Origin of the sequence: Streptomyces seoulensis, from assembly GCF_022846655.1 — a bacterium.
Classification (GTDB): Bacteria; Actinomycetota; Actinomycetes; order Streptomycetales; family Streptomycetaceae; genus Streptomyces.
On record NZ_AP025667.1, the window covers coordinates 5,495,788 to 5,510,552 of the forward strand.

Below are 14,765 nucleotides of genomic sequence, written 5' to 3' on the forward strand. Positions count from 1 at the left end.
TTCCGGTTGACGTAGGGTTCAGCTCGGAGGATCAAGATCCACGAGCGTTCGCGCAGCCGGACACGTGTGATCAGGGAAGGGCCCGCGCAAAGCGCCGAGCGATGACGCTCCTGGCCCCGCTCCGCCGCACCCTCATCCCCTCGCCGACATGCGGAACCCCGCTTGTTTCCCGCCATTTCACGGCCCGAAACACGGTTCCAGATGTGACTTACACGACGATGAACGGGCCCGACCTGACCTTCCCGCTCAGGGAGGCGTAGCCTTTATTCCCGCTGTCCATCACCTTGTGAAGCGGAAGAGGGCGGTTGCCGCCGTGTCGCCACAGTCCCCCAGTAACTCGAACGTCTCGACCGACGACCAAGCCGGGAAGAACCCCGCCGCGGCGTTCGGCCCGAACGAGTGGCTCGTCGATGAGATCTATCAGCAGTACCTCCAGGACCCGAATTCGGTAGACCGTGCCTGGTGGGACTTCTTCGCCGACTACAAGCCGGGGGCGCCCGCCGCCTCGGCTCCGGCGGGTACCGCGGCCGCGGGGGCCGCGGGCACCACCCCCACCACCGCTCCCCCGGCCCAGGCCGCGCCCGCCCAGGCGCAGCCGCAGGCCCCGGCCCAGGCACCGGCCGCCAAGCCCGCCGCCGCACCCGCCCAGGCCCCGGCCCAGGCACCCGCGGCGAAGGCGGCTCCGGCCGCCCAGGCTCCGGCTCCGGCCCCGGCCAAGCCCGCGCAGGCGCCGGCGAAGCCGAAGGCCGCCGCCGCGCCCGCCGCCGAGGCCCCCGAGGGTCCGGAGCTGGTCGCGCTGCGCGGTCCGGCCGCCGCGGTCGTCAAGAACATGAACGCCTCGCTGGAGCTGCCGACCGCCACGTCGGTCCGCGCCGTCCCGGTGAAGCTGCTGTTCGACAACCGCATCGTCATCAACAACCACCTCAAGCGCGCCCGGGGCGGGAAGATCTCCTTCACGCACCTCATCGGGTTCGCCATGGTGCAGGCCATCAAGGCCATGCCGCCGATGAACTACTCGTTCGGCGAGAAGGACGGCAAGCCGACCCTGGTCAAGCCGCCGCACGTGAACCTCGGTCTGGCCATCGACCTGGTGAAGCCCAACGGCGACCGCCAGCTCGTCGTCGCGGCCATCAAGAAGGCCGAGACGCTGAACTTCTTCGAGTTCTGGCAGGCCTACGAGGACATCGTCCGCCGCGCCCGCGAGGGCAAGCTCACGATGGACGACTTCACCGGTGTCACGGTCTCCCTGACCAACCCCGGTGGCCTCGGCACCGTGCACTCCGTGCCGCGCCTGATGCCCGGCCAGTCGGTGATCATGGGCGTCGGCTCCATGGACTACCCGGCGGAGTTCCAGGGCACCAGCCAGGACACCCTGAACAAGCTCGGCGTCTCCAAGGTCATGACGCTCACGTCGACCTACGACCACCGGGTCATCCAGGGCGCCGCCTCCGGCGAGTTCCTGCGCCAGGTCGCCAACCTTCTCCTCGGCGAGAACGGTTTCTACGACGACATCTTCGAGGCGCTGCGCATCCCCTACGAGCCGGTCCGCTGGCTCAAGGACATCGACGCGTCCCACGACGACGACGTCACCAAGGCCGCCCGTGTCTTCGAGCTGATCCACTCCTACCGGGTCCGCGGCCACGTCATGGCCGACACCGACCCGCTGGAGTACCAGCAGCGCAAGCACCCCGACCTGGACATCACCGAGCACGGGCTCACCCTGTGGGACCTGGAGCGCGAGTTCGCCGTCGGCGGCTTCGCCGGCAAGTCGATGATGAAGCTGCGCGACATCCTGGGCGTGCTGCGCGACTCGTACTGCCGCACCACCGGCATCGAGTTCATGCACATCCAGGACCCCAAGCAGCGCAAGTGGATCCAGGACCGCGTCGAGCGCCCGCACTCCAAGCCGGAGCGCGAGGAGCAGCTGCGCATCCTGCGCCGCCTGAACGCCGCCGAGGCGTTCGAGACGTTCCTGCAGACCAAGTACGTCGGCCAGAAGCGGTTCTCCCTGGAGGGCGGCGAGTCCGTCATCCCGCTGCTGGACGCCGTCATCGACTCGGCGGCCGAGTCGCGCCTGGACGAGGTCATCATCGGCATGGCCCACCGCGGCCGGCTGAACATCCTCGCCAACATCGTCGGCAAGTCGTACGCGCAGATCTTCCGGGAGTTCGAGGGCAACCTCGACCCGAAGTCGATGCACGGCTCCGGTGACGTGAAGTACCACCTGGGCGCCGAGGGCACCTTCACCGGTCTCGACGGCGAGCAGATCGCGGTCTCGCTGGTCGCCAACCCCTCGCACCTGGAGGCGGTCGACCCGGTCCTGGAGGGCGTCGCCCGCGCCAAGCAGGACATCATCAACAAGGGCGGCACGGACTTCACCGTGCTGCCGGTGGCGATCCACGGCGACGCGGCCTTCGCGGGCCAGGGCGTGGTGGCCGAGACCCTGAACATGTCGCAGCTGCGCGGCTACCGCACCGGCGGCACGGTCCACATCGTCATCAACAACCAGGTCGGCTTCACCGCCGCCCCGGAGTCCTCGCGCTCCTCGATGTACGCCACCGACGTGGCCCGCATGATCGAGGCCCCGATCTTCCACGTGAACGGCGACGACCCGGAGGCCGTGGTCCGCGTCGCGCGGCTCGCCTTCGAGTTCCGTCAGGCGTTCAACAAGGACGTGGTGATCGACCTCATCTGCTACCGCCGCCGTGGGCACAACGAGTCGGACAACCCGGCCTTCACCCAGCCGCTGATGTACGACCTGATCGACAAGAAGCGCTCGGTGCGCAAGCTGTACACCGAGTCCCTGATCGGCCGTGGTGACATCACGCTGGAGGAGGCCGAGCAGGCGCTCCAGGACTACCAGGGCCAGCTCGAGAAGGTCTTCACCGAGGTCCGCGAGGCCACCTCGCAGCCGGCGCAGGGCGAGTCCCAGCCGCCCAAGGACGGTTTCCCGGCCGCGGTCCCGACCGCGATCTCCGCGGAGGTCGTCAAGCGGATCGCCGAGTCGCAGGTCAACGTCCCGGACAACATCACCGTCCACCCGCGGCTGCAGCCGCAGCTCCAGCGCCGTGCGGCGATGGTGGAGGACGGCACGATCGACTGGGGCATGGGCGAGACCCTGGCCGTCGGCTCGCTGCTGCTGGAGGGCACCCCGGTCCGCCTCGCGGGCCAGGACTCCCAGCGCGGCACCTTCGGCCAGCGCCACGCGGTGCTCATCGACCGGGAGACCGGCGAGGAGTACACCCCGCTGCAGTACCTCTCCGAGGACCAGGCGCGGCTGAACGTCTACAACTCCCTGCTCTCCGAGTACGCGGCGATGGGCTTCGAGTACGGCTACTCGCTGGCCCGCCCCGACGCGCTGGTGATGTGGGAGGCGCAGTTCGGCGACTTCGTCAACGGCGCGCAGACGGTCGTGGACGAGTTCATCTCCTCGGCCGAGCAGAAGTGGAACCAGACCTCCGGTGTGGTCCTGCTCCTGCCGCACGGCTACGAGGGCCAGGGCCCGGACCACTCCTCGGCCCGCCCGGAGCGGTTCCTGCAGCTCTGCGCTCAGAACAACATGACGGTCGCCATGCCGACCTCGCCGGCGAACTACTTCCACCTGCTGCGCTGGCAGGTCCACAACCCGGACCACAAGCCGCTGATCGTCTTCACCCCGAAGTCGATGCTGCGTCTGAAGGCGGCGGCCTCGAAGGCGGAGGAGTTCACCTCCGGCGAGTTCCGCCCGGTCATCGGCGACGACTCGGTCGACCCGGCCGCCGTCCGCAAGGTCGTCTTCTGCTCCGGCAAGGTCTACTACGACCTGGAGGCCGGCCGGCAGAAGCGCGGCGCCACGGACACGGCGATCATCCGCATCGAGCGGCTGTACCCGCTGCCCGGCGAGGAGCTGCAGGCCGAGGTCAACAAGTACCCGAACGCCGAGAAGTACCTGTGGGTCCAGGAGGAGCCGGCGAACCAGGGTGCGTGGCCGTTCATCGCGCTCAACCTGATCGACCACCTGGACCTGGCCGTCGGTGCCGACGTCCCGGCGGGCGAGCGTCTGCGCCGCATCTCGCGCGCGCACGGCTCGTCCCCGGCGGTGGGCTCCGCGAAGCGCCACCAGGCGGAGCAGGAGCAGCTCGTGAACGAGGTCTTCGAGGCGTGACCTCCGCTCGCTGAGTGGTGCACGAGGGCCCGGCCCCCGGATCTGATCCGGGGGCCGGGCCTTTTCCGTGTTCAGCTCGCCTGCGGTTCGAAGTCCCAGTAGGGGCGGTTGCGGGAGTGGGCGGAGATGGTGTGGATGTGCTGGGGGCCGAGGGTGGCGGCGAGGTCGGCCAGGGCCTCCTGCTCGACCTTCTCCGCCTGCTGGCGGTCGCGCAGGGCCCGCAGGTCGGCCGCGTAGGCGACCCGGGCGGTGAGGGTGAGGGGGTGGGTGCGGCCGAGGGTCTCGGTGGCGCGCATGATGGTGATCTGGCTGAGGTCGGCGGCGGACTCGGTGTCCCCGACGAGGTTGCGCAGCGCGGCGGCGTTGACGGCGCAGCCCAGCGCGTAGGGGTGGGTCTCGCCGCGCGCGGCGGACATGTCGGCGAGGCTCTGCTCGATCAGCACGTGGGCGTGGTCCCGTTCGCCGACGCTGCGCAGCACCAGCGCGTGGTTGGCGCGGGCACCGATGATGAAGGGGTGGCCCTCGGGCAGCAGCAGTTCGTAGCGGGCGAGGACGGATTCGCTCGCCTCGCGGGCCTGGTCGATGTCGCCGTGTTCGCGGGCGAAGCAGCTCTGGCTGACGGCGACGGCCAGGGTGTGCGTGTGGGTGTCGCCGAGCTTGCGCTCCAGCCCCTCCAGGACGCGGGTGAGCAGCCGGCCGGCCGCCGCCCGGTCGCCGCCGCGCAGCTTGCACAGGGCGAGGTTGTGCTCGGCGCGCAGGGTGTTCTGGTTGTCCGGGCCCATGACGATGCGGTACTCGCGGACGTTCTTGGTCTGGATGGACTCGGCCTCGGTGTAGCGGCCCAGCAGGCGCAGGTCGATCGCGTAGGAGACCTCGGAGAACAGGGTCCAGGGGTGGCGGCCCTTGAGCAGTTGGCGGCGGGCCTCCAGGGTGCGGGTGTCGATGCCGCGGGCCTGCTCGTAGCGGCCGAGGAGGCGGAGGGTGAAGCCGAGGTTGTTCTGGGCGTTGAGGGTGCGGGAGTCGTGTTCGCCGAAGAGCTCGCGGTAGGTGGGGTAGAGCCATTCGTCGAGTTCCAGGGCGTCGTCGTACTGCCCGAGTTCGCGCAGGTCGGCGGCGAGTCCCCCGGCCATCCGCAGATGGTCGAGGTCGTGTTCGCCGCGTTCGGCGCGCAGTTGCTCGCGGGCGGCCCGGTCGATGGCCTCGGTCTCCGTGAAGCGGCCGGCCGAGCGCAGCAGGTTGGCGTAGTGGTAGGTGAGCTCCCACACGCGGGGGTGGGACTCGCCGAGCAGTGCGCGCCAGGTGCGCAGGGCGCGGGCGCCGAGGTTGACGCCGGCGGTGTACTCCCCGGCGAAGAGCATGTAGCGCAGGCAGTTGAGGACGAGCCCCTGCACCTTGCGGTCCTTGCTGCGCAGCACGTCGGCGTACTTGAGGTGCGGGACGATCTCGGCGTACGCGTCCCAGTTGCGGGTGTCGGTGGGGCGGCCGGGGTCGGCCTCGGCGAGGGCGCGGCGGACCACCTCGATGAACTCGCTCCGGTCGGCCTCGGGCATGTCCTTGTGCACGATCTGGTGGACCATCCGGTGCAGATAGACGGACTCACCGGAGGCGACCACCTCGTCCAGCATGGCCTCGTGCGACTCCAGCCGTACGACGGAGTACTGGCGCAACTGGTTGACGGCCTTGTTCCACAGCAGCGGGTCGTCCAGCAGCCCGGCGAGCTGTTCGGGCAGGTCGTCGTGGTTCATCTCCTTCAGCAGCCTGACCGGGATGAAGCCGGGGGCGAAGAAGGTGCAGAGCCGGAGCAGGTCGACGGACTCGGGGACGGTCTCGCGGAGCTTGTTCAGCAGTATCGACCAGGCGGTCTGGAAGGCGAGCGGGAAGTCCGCCGACACCTTGACCACGTCCTGGTCGATCCCGCCGTCCAGCAGGGCGATGTACTCCTCCACCGACAGGTCGGAGTCGTTGAGCCAGCCCGCGGTCTGGTCGAGCAGCAGCGGCAGGTCCTCCAGGGCCTGGGCGAGCTGGTCGGCGTCGGCCTCGGTGAGCCGGGGCGCGCGGCGGCGGATGAAGGCGACCGACTCGTCGCGGTCGTAGACGGGGACTTCGAGGAGTCTGCTGTTGTGCTCGCCCCACTCGGGGTTGCGGGAGGTGATGAGCACGTGGCCGGGGCCGGTGGGGACGAGGTCCCAGATCTGGTCGGGTTCGTCGGCGCCGTCCAGGACGAGCAGCCAGCGGGAGTAGGGGGTGCCCCGGCGCAGGGAGTCCCGGACGGCGCGCAGCCGCTCGCCGTACTCGGCGCCGGTGGACAGGCCGAGTTTGGGCGCGAGTTCGGCGAGGAGGCGGCGGTAGCTGACGCGCTTCTCGGCGTTGACCCACCAGACCACGTCGTACTCGGAGCCGAAGCGGTAGACGTACTCGGCGGCGAGCTGGGTCTTGCCGACCCCGGACATGCCGTGCAGGGTGAGGACGCCCGCGCCGGGCTCGCTGCCCTGGAGCAGGTGGTAGGCGTCGTTGAGCAGGGGCTCGCGGCCGGTGAAGCGGGTGTTGCGGCGCGGTACGCCGCCCCACACGTCGGGCATGGCGGCGGGGAAGCGGGGGGCGGGGTGGGCCGGGTCGTCGGCCCGTGGGCCGTCGTAGGGCAGGTCGAGACGGTCCAGCAGGCGGCGTTCGGCCTCCTCCGCGCCCATGTTGGTGAGGTCGACGGGGGCGAGGGCGGCGACGGCGGAGGGCAGGGAGGCGGTGGTGACGGAGACGGCCGCGAACCGGCCGGGATCGGCGCCGACCACTTCGCGCAGGGCCGCGTTCCACTCGTCGTGGCGGCGCGGGCCTAGCTGGAAGTACCACTCGCTGACCACGATCAGGGTGCGGCCCTCGGCGAGGGTGAGGTCACGCAGCAGGTCGGTGAGCGACTGGTCCGGCGGGGCGTCCCAGCGCAGGTAGACGACTCTGAGGCCGCGCCGCTCCAGCCGGTCCCCGATCCATGCCGCCCAGGCCCGGTTGAACCCGGCGAAGCTGATCGTGACGGTCTGCCTCGCGGCTCCGTTCCCGTTCGTCACCGTCGACCCGGCCGGTGTACGAGCTTCAGACATGCGGCGGCCTCCAGCACGTAGACAGGAAATCCTAGAACCTCGGCGCGGCTCTGGGGAGTCCGAAAGACCGCCGGAAACGGACGCCTCGGTGCGCCGATCTTCGCGCAGCCGGGGCTGCCAGGTCGGCATTTCAGCGGTTCGGGATCGGCGGCGTGGGGGGCTGTCGCTGTGCCCAGAGGGTGCGCACCGCCTGGACGTACGCCTGCGCGCGCGCCGTGTGCCCCCGTGGTGCGGGGCGGGCGGAGAGCCGTTCGTGGGCGGCGGCCATGCCGTCGACGAACCGCCGTCCGACCGGGGTGAGGTCGGGTGAGGCGACGAGCGCGGGCAGGGCGGCGGCGACCTGGGCGTGGTAGCGGGCGTGTTCGGCCCAGGCGGCCTCGCGCCGGGCGGGTTCGGCGAGGGCGGTGCGCTGGAAGTGGTCGGCCAGCGCGAGATGGGCGTAGGTACCGTGCAGCAGGCCGTCGTAGGGGCGGGGGTCGGGGCGCCAGGGGGCGAAGTAGCGGGCCTCGGGGCCGGCCCGGTGCAGTTCGACCAGCTCGCTGAGCGCGGCGAGTTTGGTGTGCTGCATCTCGTGGACGAGGGTCGCGGCGAAGGCGGTCGGGGTGGCGGGGGTGGTGCTGAGCAGCGCGCCGAACGCCTCGCGGCGGGTGCCGCTGGAGCTGCCCCGGCCGTCGGAGCCGGGCGGGGCAGCGAGCGGGACGAGGCAGCGCAGCAGGGTGACGGTCTCGGTGAGCCGCTGTTCGCCGCCGGTACGCAGGGCCTGCGCCGTGCCCGTCCATGCCTGCAGCCAGCGTTTGCGTTCGGCGTGGTCGGGCCCGGTGGGCCCGCTGAACGCGAGGCGGCCGGAGTTCCGGGGCGGGGTGCGGTACGGGTCGAGGTCGTCCAGCGGTACGGGGGCGGCGCCGGGCAGCAGGCCGGGCAGGGCGTGGGCCGGGGTCCAGGCGGGGGCGCCGGACCAGGCGCCGATGCCCTGCTCCAGCCGGACGTGGACGTCGGAGGCGCCGCGCTGGCGCAGGGTCAGGCGGCCGTTCTTGTGCCGTATCCCGATCTCGGCGCCGCCGGCCCGTGCGGTGCGCAGGGCGCCGAGGGAGGGCAGGCAGAGCACGCCGTCGCGGGCGGTGACCTCGGTGGTGAAGGGCAGGCCCGCGCGGGCGGCGGCGGCAACCGCCACGGCGCTGAAGTAGGCCAGGTCGAGCTGGAGTTCAGCGGTGTGGGGGTGGTCGCGGGCGGTCAGCGCGGTCAGACAGCGTCTGGCCCAGGGGCCGGTGAGGGGGTGGGTGAGCCGGGCCCGGGCGGGCGAGCGGGGTCCCTCGGCGGTGCGGTCGGCCGCCACCAGCAGGGCCCAGTCCTCGCGCAGCCGCCGCTTGGCGGCGGGCGGGCAGTCGGCGGGGCCTGCCGCCTCGGCGGCGTCGAGGACGGCGCGCAGCAGGAGCATGCGCCGGGTGTCCTGGTCGCGGACGAGGAGGGCGAGGGTGTCGGGTCCGCCCTCGGTGCGGCTGAGTTCGGCGAGGGCGCGCTCCAGCGGAGCCGTCACGGGGTGCCCCCTTCGTCGGTGGCCGGGCGCGCGCGGTTCGGGGTGAGCCGTGCGGCCACGTGGCGGATGAAGCGCTGGAGGTCGGCGCAGTACACCGACGGGTTCCGGAAGCCGTCTCCGGCGCGGTACCGGTGGGCGTAGTGGCCGCCCCCGCAGACCGCGACCAGCGGGCAGGCCCGGCAGCTCCCGGCCAGCCCGGCGAGTCCGGCCTGCCGGGCGGCGACGCCGGGGTGGTCGAGGGCCTGGTCGAAGTCGTGCCGGAAGACGTCGAGCCCGGTCTCGGCGGCGCCTTCGTACGCCGACTTCAGCGAGTCGACCTGTTCGATGGAGCCGTCGGTCTCGATGACGACGGCGTCGAAGGGGGCGAGCCCGAGCGACTCGGTGGCGGCGGGCAGGCCGAGCAGCAGGGCCACGCACTCCTCGAAGAGCCGCACCCGCGTCTCGCGGCGCCCGGCCGACCACCAGCGGTCGAAGACCCGGCACAGCCAGTCGGCGTACCGCTCCTCGCCCCAGTGCGGGGGCGGGGAGGTCCAGTTGCCGTGCGGCAGCAGCAGGTCGAGCGCGGGCGGGCGGAGCGCGAGCAGCGACTCGTACGTCTCGACGGGGTCGGTGGTGGGGTCGACGACGGTGAGCACGCCCGCGTACGCCTCGGGGAAGCGGTCGGCGACCAGGCGGGCGCCGCGCGCGGCGGCGGGCCAGGAGGGGCGTCCGGCGTGGTCCACGCGGCGGGCGTTGAGCGCGGGGCCGCCGCCGTCGAGGCTGATGCCGATGCGGATGCCGTGCCGGGCGAGGAGGGCCACCCGGTCGTGGGTGAGCAGGGTGGCGTTGGTCTGGACGGTGGCGTGGACGGCGCAGCCCTCGGGCACGCGGGCACGCACGGAGTCGGTGAAGCCGGCCAGGGTGCCGACTCCGGCCAGCAGGGGTTCGCCGCCGTGCAGGACGAGGGAGAGCGCGGTCAGGGCGTGGTCGCGGGCGTGCCGGGCGATCCGGTCGGCGGTGCGGTCCAGCACCTCGGCGGGGGCGGCGGCTGGGCGGGAGCGCCAGGTGTGGTCGGGGCCCTCGTACAGGTAGCAGTAGCGGCAGGCGAGGTTGCAGCGGCCGTGCGCCTTGACGATGAACTGGCGGAAGGGGCGCGGTCTGGCCCGCGCCGGGGCGGCGGTCGTCCCGGACATCACTGCACCCCCGTACCCCGCGCGGCGTGATGCGGGCGCGGCTCGTTCGCCCGTGTGTGCGGGCAATGCCCGGCCGATGCCCGGACCGAAACGCCAGGTGACGGAACTTGCCGGTTTCCGCCGTGAAATGACCAGTATCCGGGGCCTTCCGGAACGGGCCCTAGAGGCAGTTGTTGAAGCCCCAGAGCATCTCGGCGGGGCGCCGGGCCCGTTCGGTGAGGGTCTCCAGGACCTCGCGCAGGACGGGGTGGTCCATGGTGCGCAGTTCCTCCAGGTCCAGCGTGAGCAGGTCCGGCAGCGGCTCGCCGTGCTCCGGTACGGCTCTCTCGTCGCCCGCGCTCGTCATCGCTGCCTCCCGTGGTGTGCCTCGGTGCGGTGCCGGTCAGCCGAGTCCGGCCAGCCGGTCGGCGGTGTCCTCCGCCGTCGGGGCGCCCGTACCGAGGCTGTCCTCGGGCAGGCGCGCCCACGCGGCGCGGGCCGCGCGGTACGCCTCGCGGGCCGCGCGCGGCCGGGACGCCGCCTCATAGGACATACCCCGCCAGTGGTGCGCCTGCGCGCACAGTTCGTCGGCGATCCGGCGGGCGCGGTCCGACTCGGCCGCGGCCCCGGCCTCCCGCGCCGACTCGGCCGCCGCCCGGAAGGCGTCCACGGCGTCGTCCAGCCGGGTCGGCCGGGCCAGGCTCCGGTACGCCTCGTACTGCGCCTGGCCCAGTTCCAGCGAGCAGCGCGCGGCCAGCAGCGGGTCGTCCGCCTCGGCCGCCGCGAGCCCGAAGAGGTGCTCCGCCTCGCGCAGGTCCACCCGGTCGCCGCGCAGCCGGTAGCGCCGGATCAGGGCGCGGCCCAGCATCAGCAGGCGGTGCGCGGTGTGCGGGCTGCCGGTGTGGGTCTCGCGGCGGCAGTCCCGCAGCACCCGGATCGCCTGGGCCAGCGCCTCCCAGGCCCGCTCGCCGCTCTCGGCGTCCGCCCGGCGCAGCAGCACCTCGCCCCACTCGGCGAGCACGTCGGGGTAACCGGCCGCCTCCCTGGAGGTGTCGGCGGCCGCGCGCGCGAACGCCTCGGCCGCGTCCCGGAGTTCGCGCGGCTCACCCGTCTCGGCGTACCGGGCGACCCCGATCCGGCCCGCCCTCACGTGGAGTCGGGCGCGCAGGGCGCGTCCCGTGGTGACGGCGAGCGCGGCGTCGACGCGTTCTCGGGCCTCGGCCAGGTCGCCGCCGGAGCGGAGCAGGGCGTCGACCAGGTCGAGCCGCACCCGGACCAGTTCGCGTGCCGCGTCGTCGTCCGCCGTGCCCCGCGAGAGCCCGGCCGCCAGCGCGTCGCGCAGCGAGGCGGCCGCCTGCGCGGCGTGCCCACGTGCCTGTTCCGGGTCGCTGGTGGCGTCGGCCAGGCGCAGCAGGAGCCTGCCGTGGGCGAGCGGGAGGTCGGGCGGACGGTCCGCGCGGTCCGGCCAGATGTCGGCGAACGCCTCCAGCATGCCGACCGCGCCCTGGAGCAGCGCGCTGTCCCCGCCGAGCCGCCACTGCGCCTCCAGCGCGCCGACCCGCTCCAGCGTCAGCCGCAGCGCCTGGCCGGGGTCCAGTTCGGGGGCGGCGCAGGCGACGGCGTACTCCCGGTCGGCACGGCGCAGCAGGTCGAGCGCGGCGGGCCGGTCGCCGTGCCGTCTGCGGTCGGTGGCGGCCGCGCGCAGCACCCGGGCCAGTGCCGCCCGCTCCCGCTGGGCGTGCGGATGGGCCACGGCGCGCTCGGCGGCGGCCTCCGCCTCGGCCAGCAGCGCGGAGCCGCCCTGCACCTCCCACAGCCGCAGCGTGGCGTGCGCGTACTCGGCCCACAGTCCGGGGTCGGCCCCGGCGGGCCGCTCGTTCTCCGTGGCACCGCGGAGCAGTTGTACGGCGTCGATCACGTCCTGCACCATGCCGTCGGCGTCGAACCGGGCGAGCAGCGTGCGGGCCCGGACCACCGCCGGATGCGCGGGCCGGGGTCCGGCGGCGGTGCCGGGGCGGGTGCCGTAGAGCCGGAACTGCTCCGGCAGCGGCATGAAGCGCTCCAGCACCCGCGCGGCGACCTCGGCGAAGGGCTGGGGCACGAGGGTGGCGTCGCCGTTGTCACCGTCTCCGGGATAGGCGCCGTACAGGCCGGCACCGGGTCCCGCCTCCTGGCCGCGCACCGGCAGGGCGGGGCCGCCGAGCTGGGCGAGGGCGAGGGCCGGGAAGTTGGCGCCGCCCTTGCCGAAGCGCCGCTCGATGTACTCGGAGCAGTGCTTGAGGACGAGCAGTGCCTCGTCCCGGCCGAGCGTGGACAGCAGCGCCTCCCGCACCTCCGGCTCCATCTCGTACCACTGGCCCGCGTCCGGACCGTGGTCCTCCCCCGCTCTGCGGACGAGGCCGCCGAGCAGTACCTCGGCGAGTTCGGCGGGGCCGGAGCCGGGCAGCATGGTGCGCTGCACCAGCCGCATCACCGGCAGGCAGAGCGGGGCGGCGGCGAGGTAGACGGCGAGGCGGCCGGCGGCCGGTGAGGCCGTGGAGCGGAACCGGCTGACCCGCTCCACCGGGGTCGGCCTGCGCCCGCCGGGCGTTCGCGGCGCGGGCGGCTGGTCGCCGCGCACCCAGCCCACCGCGCCGGGCACCGGACCGGCACCGGCCCCGGCCAGCAGCCGCGCCCACGCGCCGAGCGCCACGGGTTCGGGCGGCAGCACCGGTACGGGCAGCACGCCCGGCGGCGGCACGAGGGGTGCGCCGTCCGGGGTGCGCACGCGCAGCGCGGTGCCGCCGGGGGTGTCGCCCCGGGTGAGTTCGCCGTGGGTGACCGGCAGCCGGGTGCGGCTCCACAGTCGCTGCGGGAGCGGCTGGAGCACGGCGACGGGGGCGAGCCGGGACAGCCGGTGCAGCAGCCGGTGCGCGCGCCCGGAGCGCCACAGCGGGCCCGCGCAGTCGCTGACCAGGAGGGTGATGCGGCGCCCGGTGGGGTCGCTGAGCCGGTCGACGGTGTGCTGGGGCGCCCCGTGCGGGTCGGCACTGGCGCTGACCGTCGCCTCGCCGTCGGGGCCGGTGTGCAGGTGGGCGATCCGGATGTCCCCGAAGGCGCCCAACTGGGCGAACACCTGTTGGAGTTCGTCGAAGAGCCGGTCCCAGACCCGCATCGAGGGCGCGGCGTCCAGCACCAGTTGCAGCCGGGTGTCCCCGCGGCGCACCTCGCGGTACACGGGCAGGATCAACCCGCCCGCCTGGGCGCTGAGTTCGGCGGTCGCCGTCTCGTCCAGCTCGCGGCGCAGCGGGGGCGCGGCGCTGCGGTACCCCTGCAACGGACGCAAAGCGCGCTGGAGTTCGAGTGCGGAGGGCAGCGCGGGGGCGGCGGGTACGCCGACCGGGAGTGCGGTGAGCCGCGCGGTGGTCCGGGCGCGGGGGTGGGCGCCGCGGGGCGCCGGGTAGAGCGGGACGCTCCGGTCGGGACCGGCGGCCGGCAGCTCGGGTTCCCTTCGCGGGGAGGGGAGCCGGGGCGTCGGCGGGGATACGGGCGCGGGTGTGGCGAGTCGGGGCGTGGAGGCCGCCTCGGCACCGGTCGCCTCGGCACCGGTCGCCTCGGCCGACCGCGGCGGTTGCGTCCACCGGGCCAGCCACAGGGCGTCGCTCAGCCCCTCCACGTCCGGCTCCAGGCCGACACCCCTCAGGTGCAGGACGAGTTCCGCGAGCGGGTCGGGGGTGTCGGGACCGTGTCGTGCCGGTGCGTCGGGCATCGGCTCCTCACCTCGGGCGGTCGAGTCGCTGGATGAGCAGGTCGGCGAGGCGCTCACGGCTGGGCGGGGCGGCCGCGTCGGTGAGGTGGATGGCGTTCAGCAACTGGTCGGTGGCGAGGAGTTCGCTGCGCGAGCGCTCCAGGAAGCGGGCGATCAGGTCGTCCCCGGCCCGCGCGGCCTCGTCGCCCAGGTGGGCGCGGACGAAGGTGGCGAGCCGGTTGTGGTCGGGCCGGCCCAGCTCCAGGTGGATGCAGCGGCGCATCAGCGGGGCCGGGAAGTCCCGTTCGCCGTTGCTGGTGAGGACCACGAAGGGGAAGGAGGTGCAGCGCACCCGGCCGTCGCGCACCCGCACCTTGGTGCCGTCGGCGGTGAGCACCTCGGCCTCGCCGTCGGGCAGCCGGTCGGCCAGGCGCCGCAGCTCCGGTATCTCGAACTCGCCCTCCTCCAGCACGTTCAGCAGGTCGTTGGGCAGGTCGATGTCGCTCTTGTCGAGCTCGTCGATGAGCAGCACGCGCGGGGTGTCCGAGGGCAGCAGGGCGGTGCCGAGCGGGCCGAGCCGGATGTAGCCGCCGACGGCCTCGACGGAACCGGGGCTCCCGGCCGCGCTGCCGTACCCGCCCTGCGCCGCGATCTGCACGTCCTGGAGGCGGGCGATCGCGTCGTAGTGGTAGAGGCCGTCCTGCAGGGCCGAGCGGCTGACGATGGACCAGCGCAGCACCTCCCCGAGCCCGAGCTCGTACGCCACCGAGTGCGCGAGCGTGCTCTTGCCCGCGCCGGGGCTGCCGGTGACGAGGAGCGGGCGGCGCAGATACAGCGCCGCGTTGATCATCTCCAGTTCCTCGGCGCCGGGCCGGTGCAGCTCGGCCAGGTGCCGGTGCGCGCCGAGCCTGCGGTCGCGGGAGCCGTCGCCGTCCTCGCCCGGGTCGTGGGCGGTGTCCGCGCCGCGGCCGGAGAAGTCGCGCCAGGGCGGGGGCGGGGGCAGCCGGCTCATCCCGTCGTGGGGTTCCCCGGCGCCTCGGTAGATGAGCCACTCGCTGGATTCCGTCATGTCCGGTCCTCGTCGTCACTCGTCGCCGGGGGCAGCCGTGGGACGTCCCTC

The 14,765-nt window shown here is 73.6% G+C and carries 7 protein-coding genes; 1 reads left to right on the top strand and 6 read right to left on the bottom strand.

Translation table 11 applies throughout. The annotated features are described in order from the left end of the window. Positions 1 to 313: 313 nt before the first annotated feature. A complete protein-coding gene (locus HEK131_RS25110; RefSeq protein WP_244337114.1) occupies positions 314 to 4,144 on the top strand; it encodes a multifunctional oxoglutarate decarboxylase/oxoglutarate dehydrogenase thiamine pyrophosphate-binding subunit/dihydrolipoyllysine-residue succinyltransferase subunit in 3,831 nt (1,276 codons plus the stop codon). 71 nt (positions 4,145 to 4,215) lie between these two features. Here HEK131_RS25110 and fxsT read toward each other — a convergent pair whose 3' ends face one another. The 6 genes from fxsT to HEK131_RS25140 form a co-directional block, all read right to left on the bottom strand. Beyond that, positions 4,216 to 7,233, bottom strand: coding sequence for an FxSxx-COOH system tetratricopeptide repeat protein (gene fxsT / locus HEK131_RS25115; RefSeq protein WP_244337115.1), 3,018 nt, complete (start codon positions 7,231 to 7,233; stop codon positions 4,216 to 4,218). Positions 7,234 to 7,363: 130 nt separating this feature from the next. Beyond that, entirely contained in the window at positions 7,364 to 8,767 is a 1,404-nt protein-coding gene (locus tag HEK131_RS25120) for an aKG-HExxH-type peptide beta-hydroxylase (RefSeq protein ID WP_244337116.1), read from the bottom strand. Next, entirely contained in the window at positions 8,764 to 9,939 is a 1,176-nt protein-coding gene (locus HEK131_RS25125) for an FxsB family cyclophane-forming radical SAM/SPASM peptide maturase (RefSeq protein WP_244337117.1), read from the bottom strand. The genes HEK131_RS25120 and HEK131_RS25125 overlap by 4 nt, the downstream gene beginning before the upstream one ends. Before the next feature lie 160 nt (positions 9,940 to 10,099). Next, positions 10,100 to 10,285 (bottom strand): FxSxx-COOH cyclophane-containing RiPP peptide, encoded by a 186-nt coding sequence (gene fxsA / locus HEK131_RS25130; RefSeq protein WP_217463136.1) that lies wholly within the window; start codon positions 10,283 to 10,285, stop codon positions 10,100 to 10,102. Positions 10,286 to 10,321: 36 nt separating this feature from the next. Further along, entirely contained in the window at positions 10,322 to 13,666 is a 3,345-nt protein-coding gene (locus HEK131_RS25135; RefSeq protein WP_244337118.1) for an SAV_2336 N-terminal domain-related protein, read from the bottom strand. 7 nt (positions 13,667 to 13,673) lie between these two features. Continuing rightward, positions 13,674 to 14,714, bottom strand: a complete 1,041-nt coding sequence (locus tag HEK131_RS25140) for an AAA family ATPase (RefSeq protein WP_217463134.1) — start codon at positions 14,712 to 14,714, stop codon at positions 13,674 to 13,676. Positions 14,715 to 14,765 lie beyond the last annotated feature (51 nt).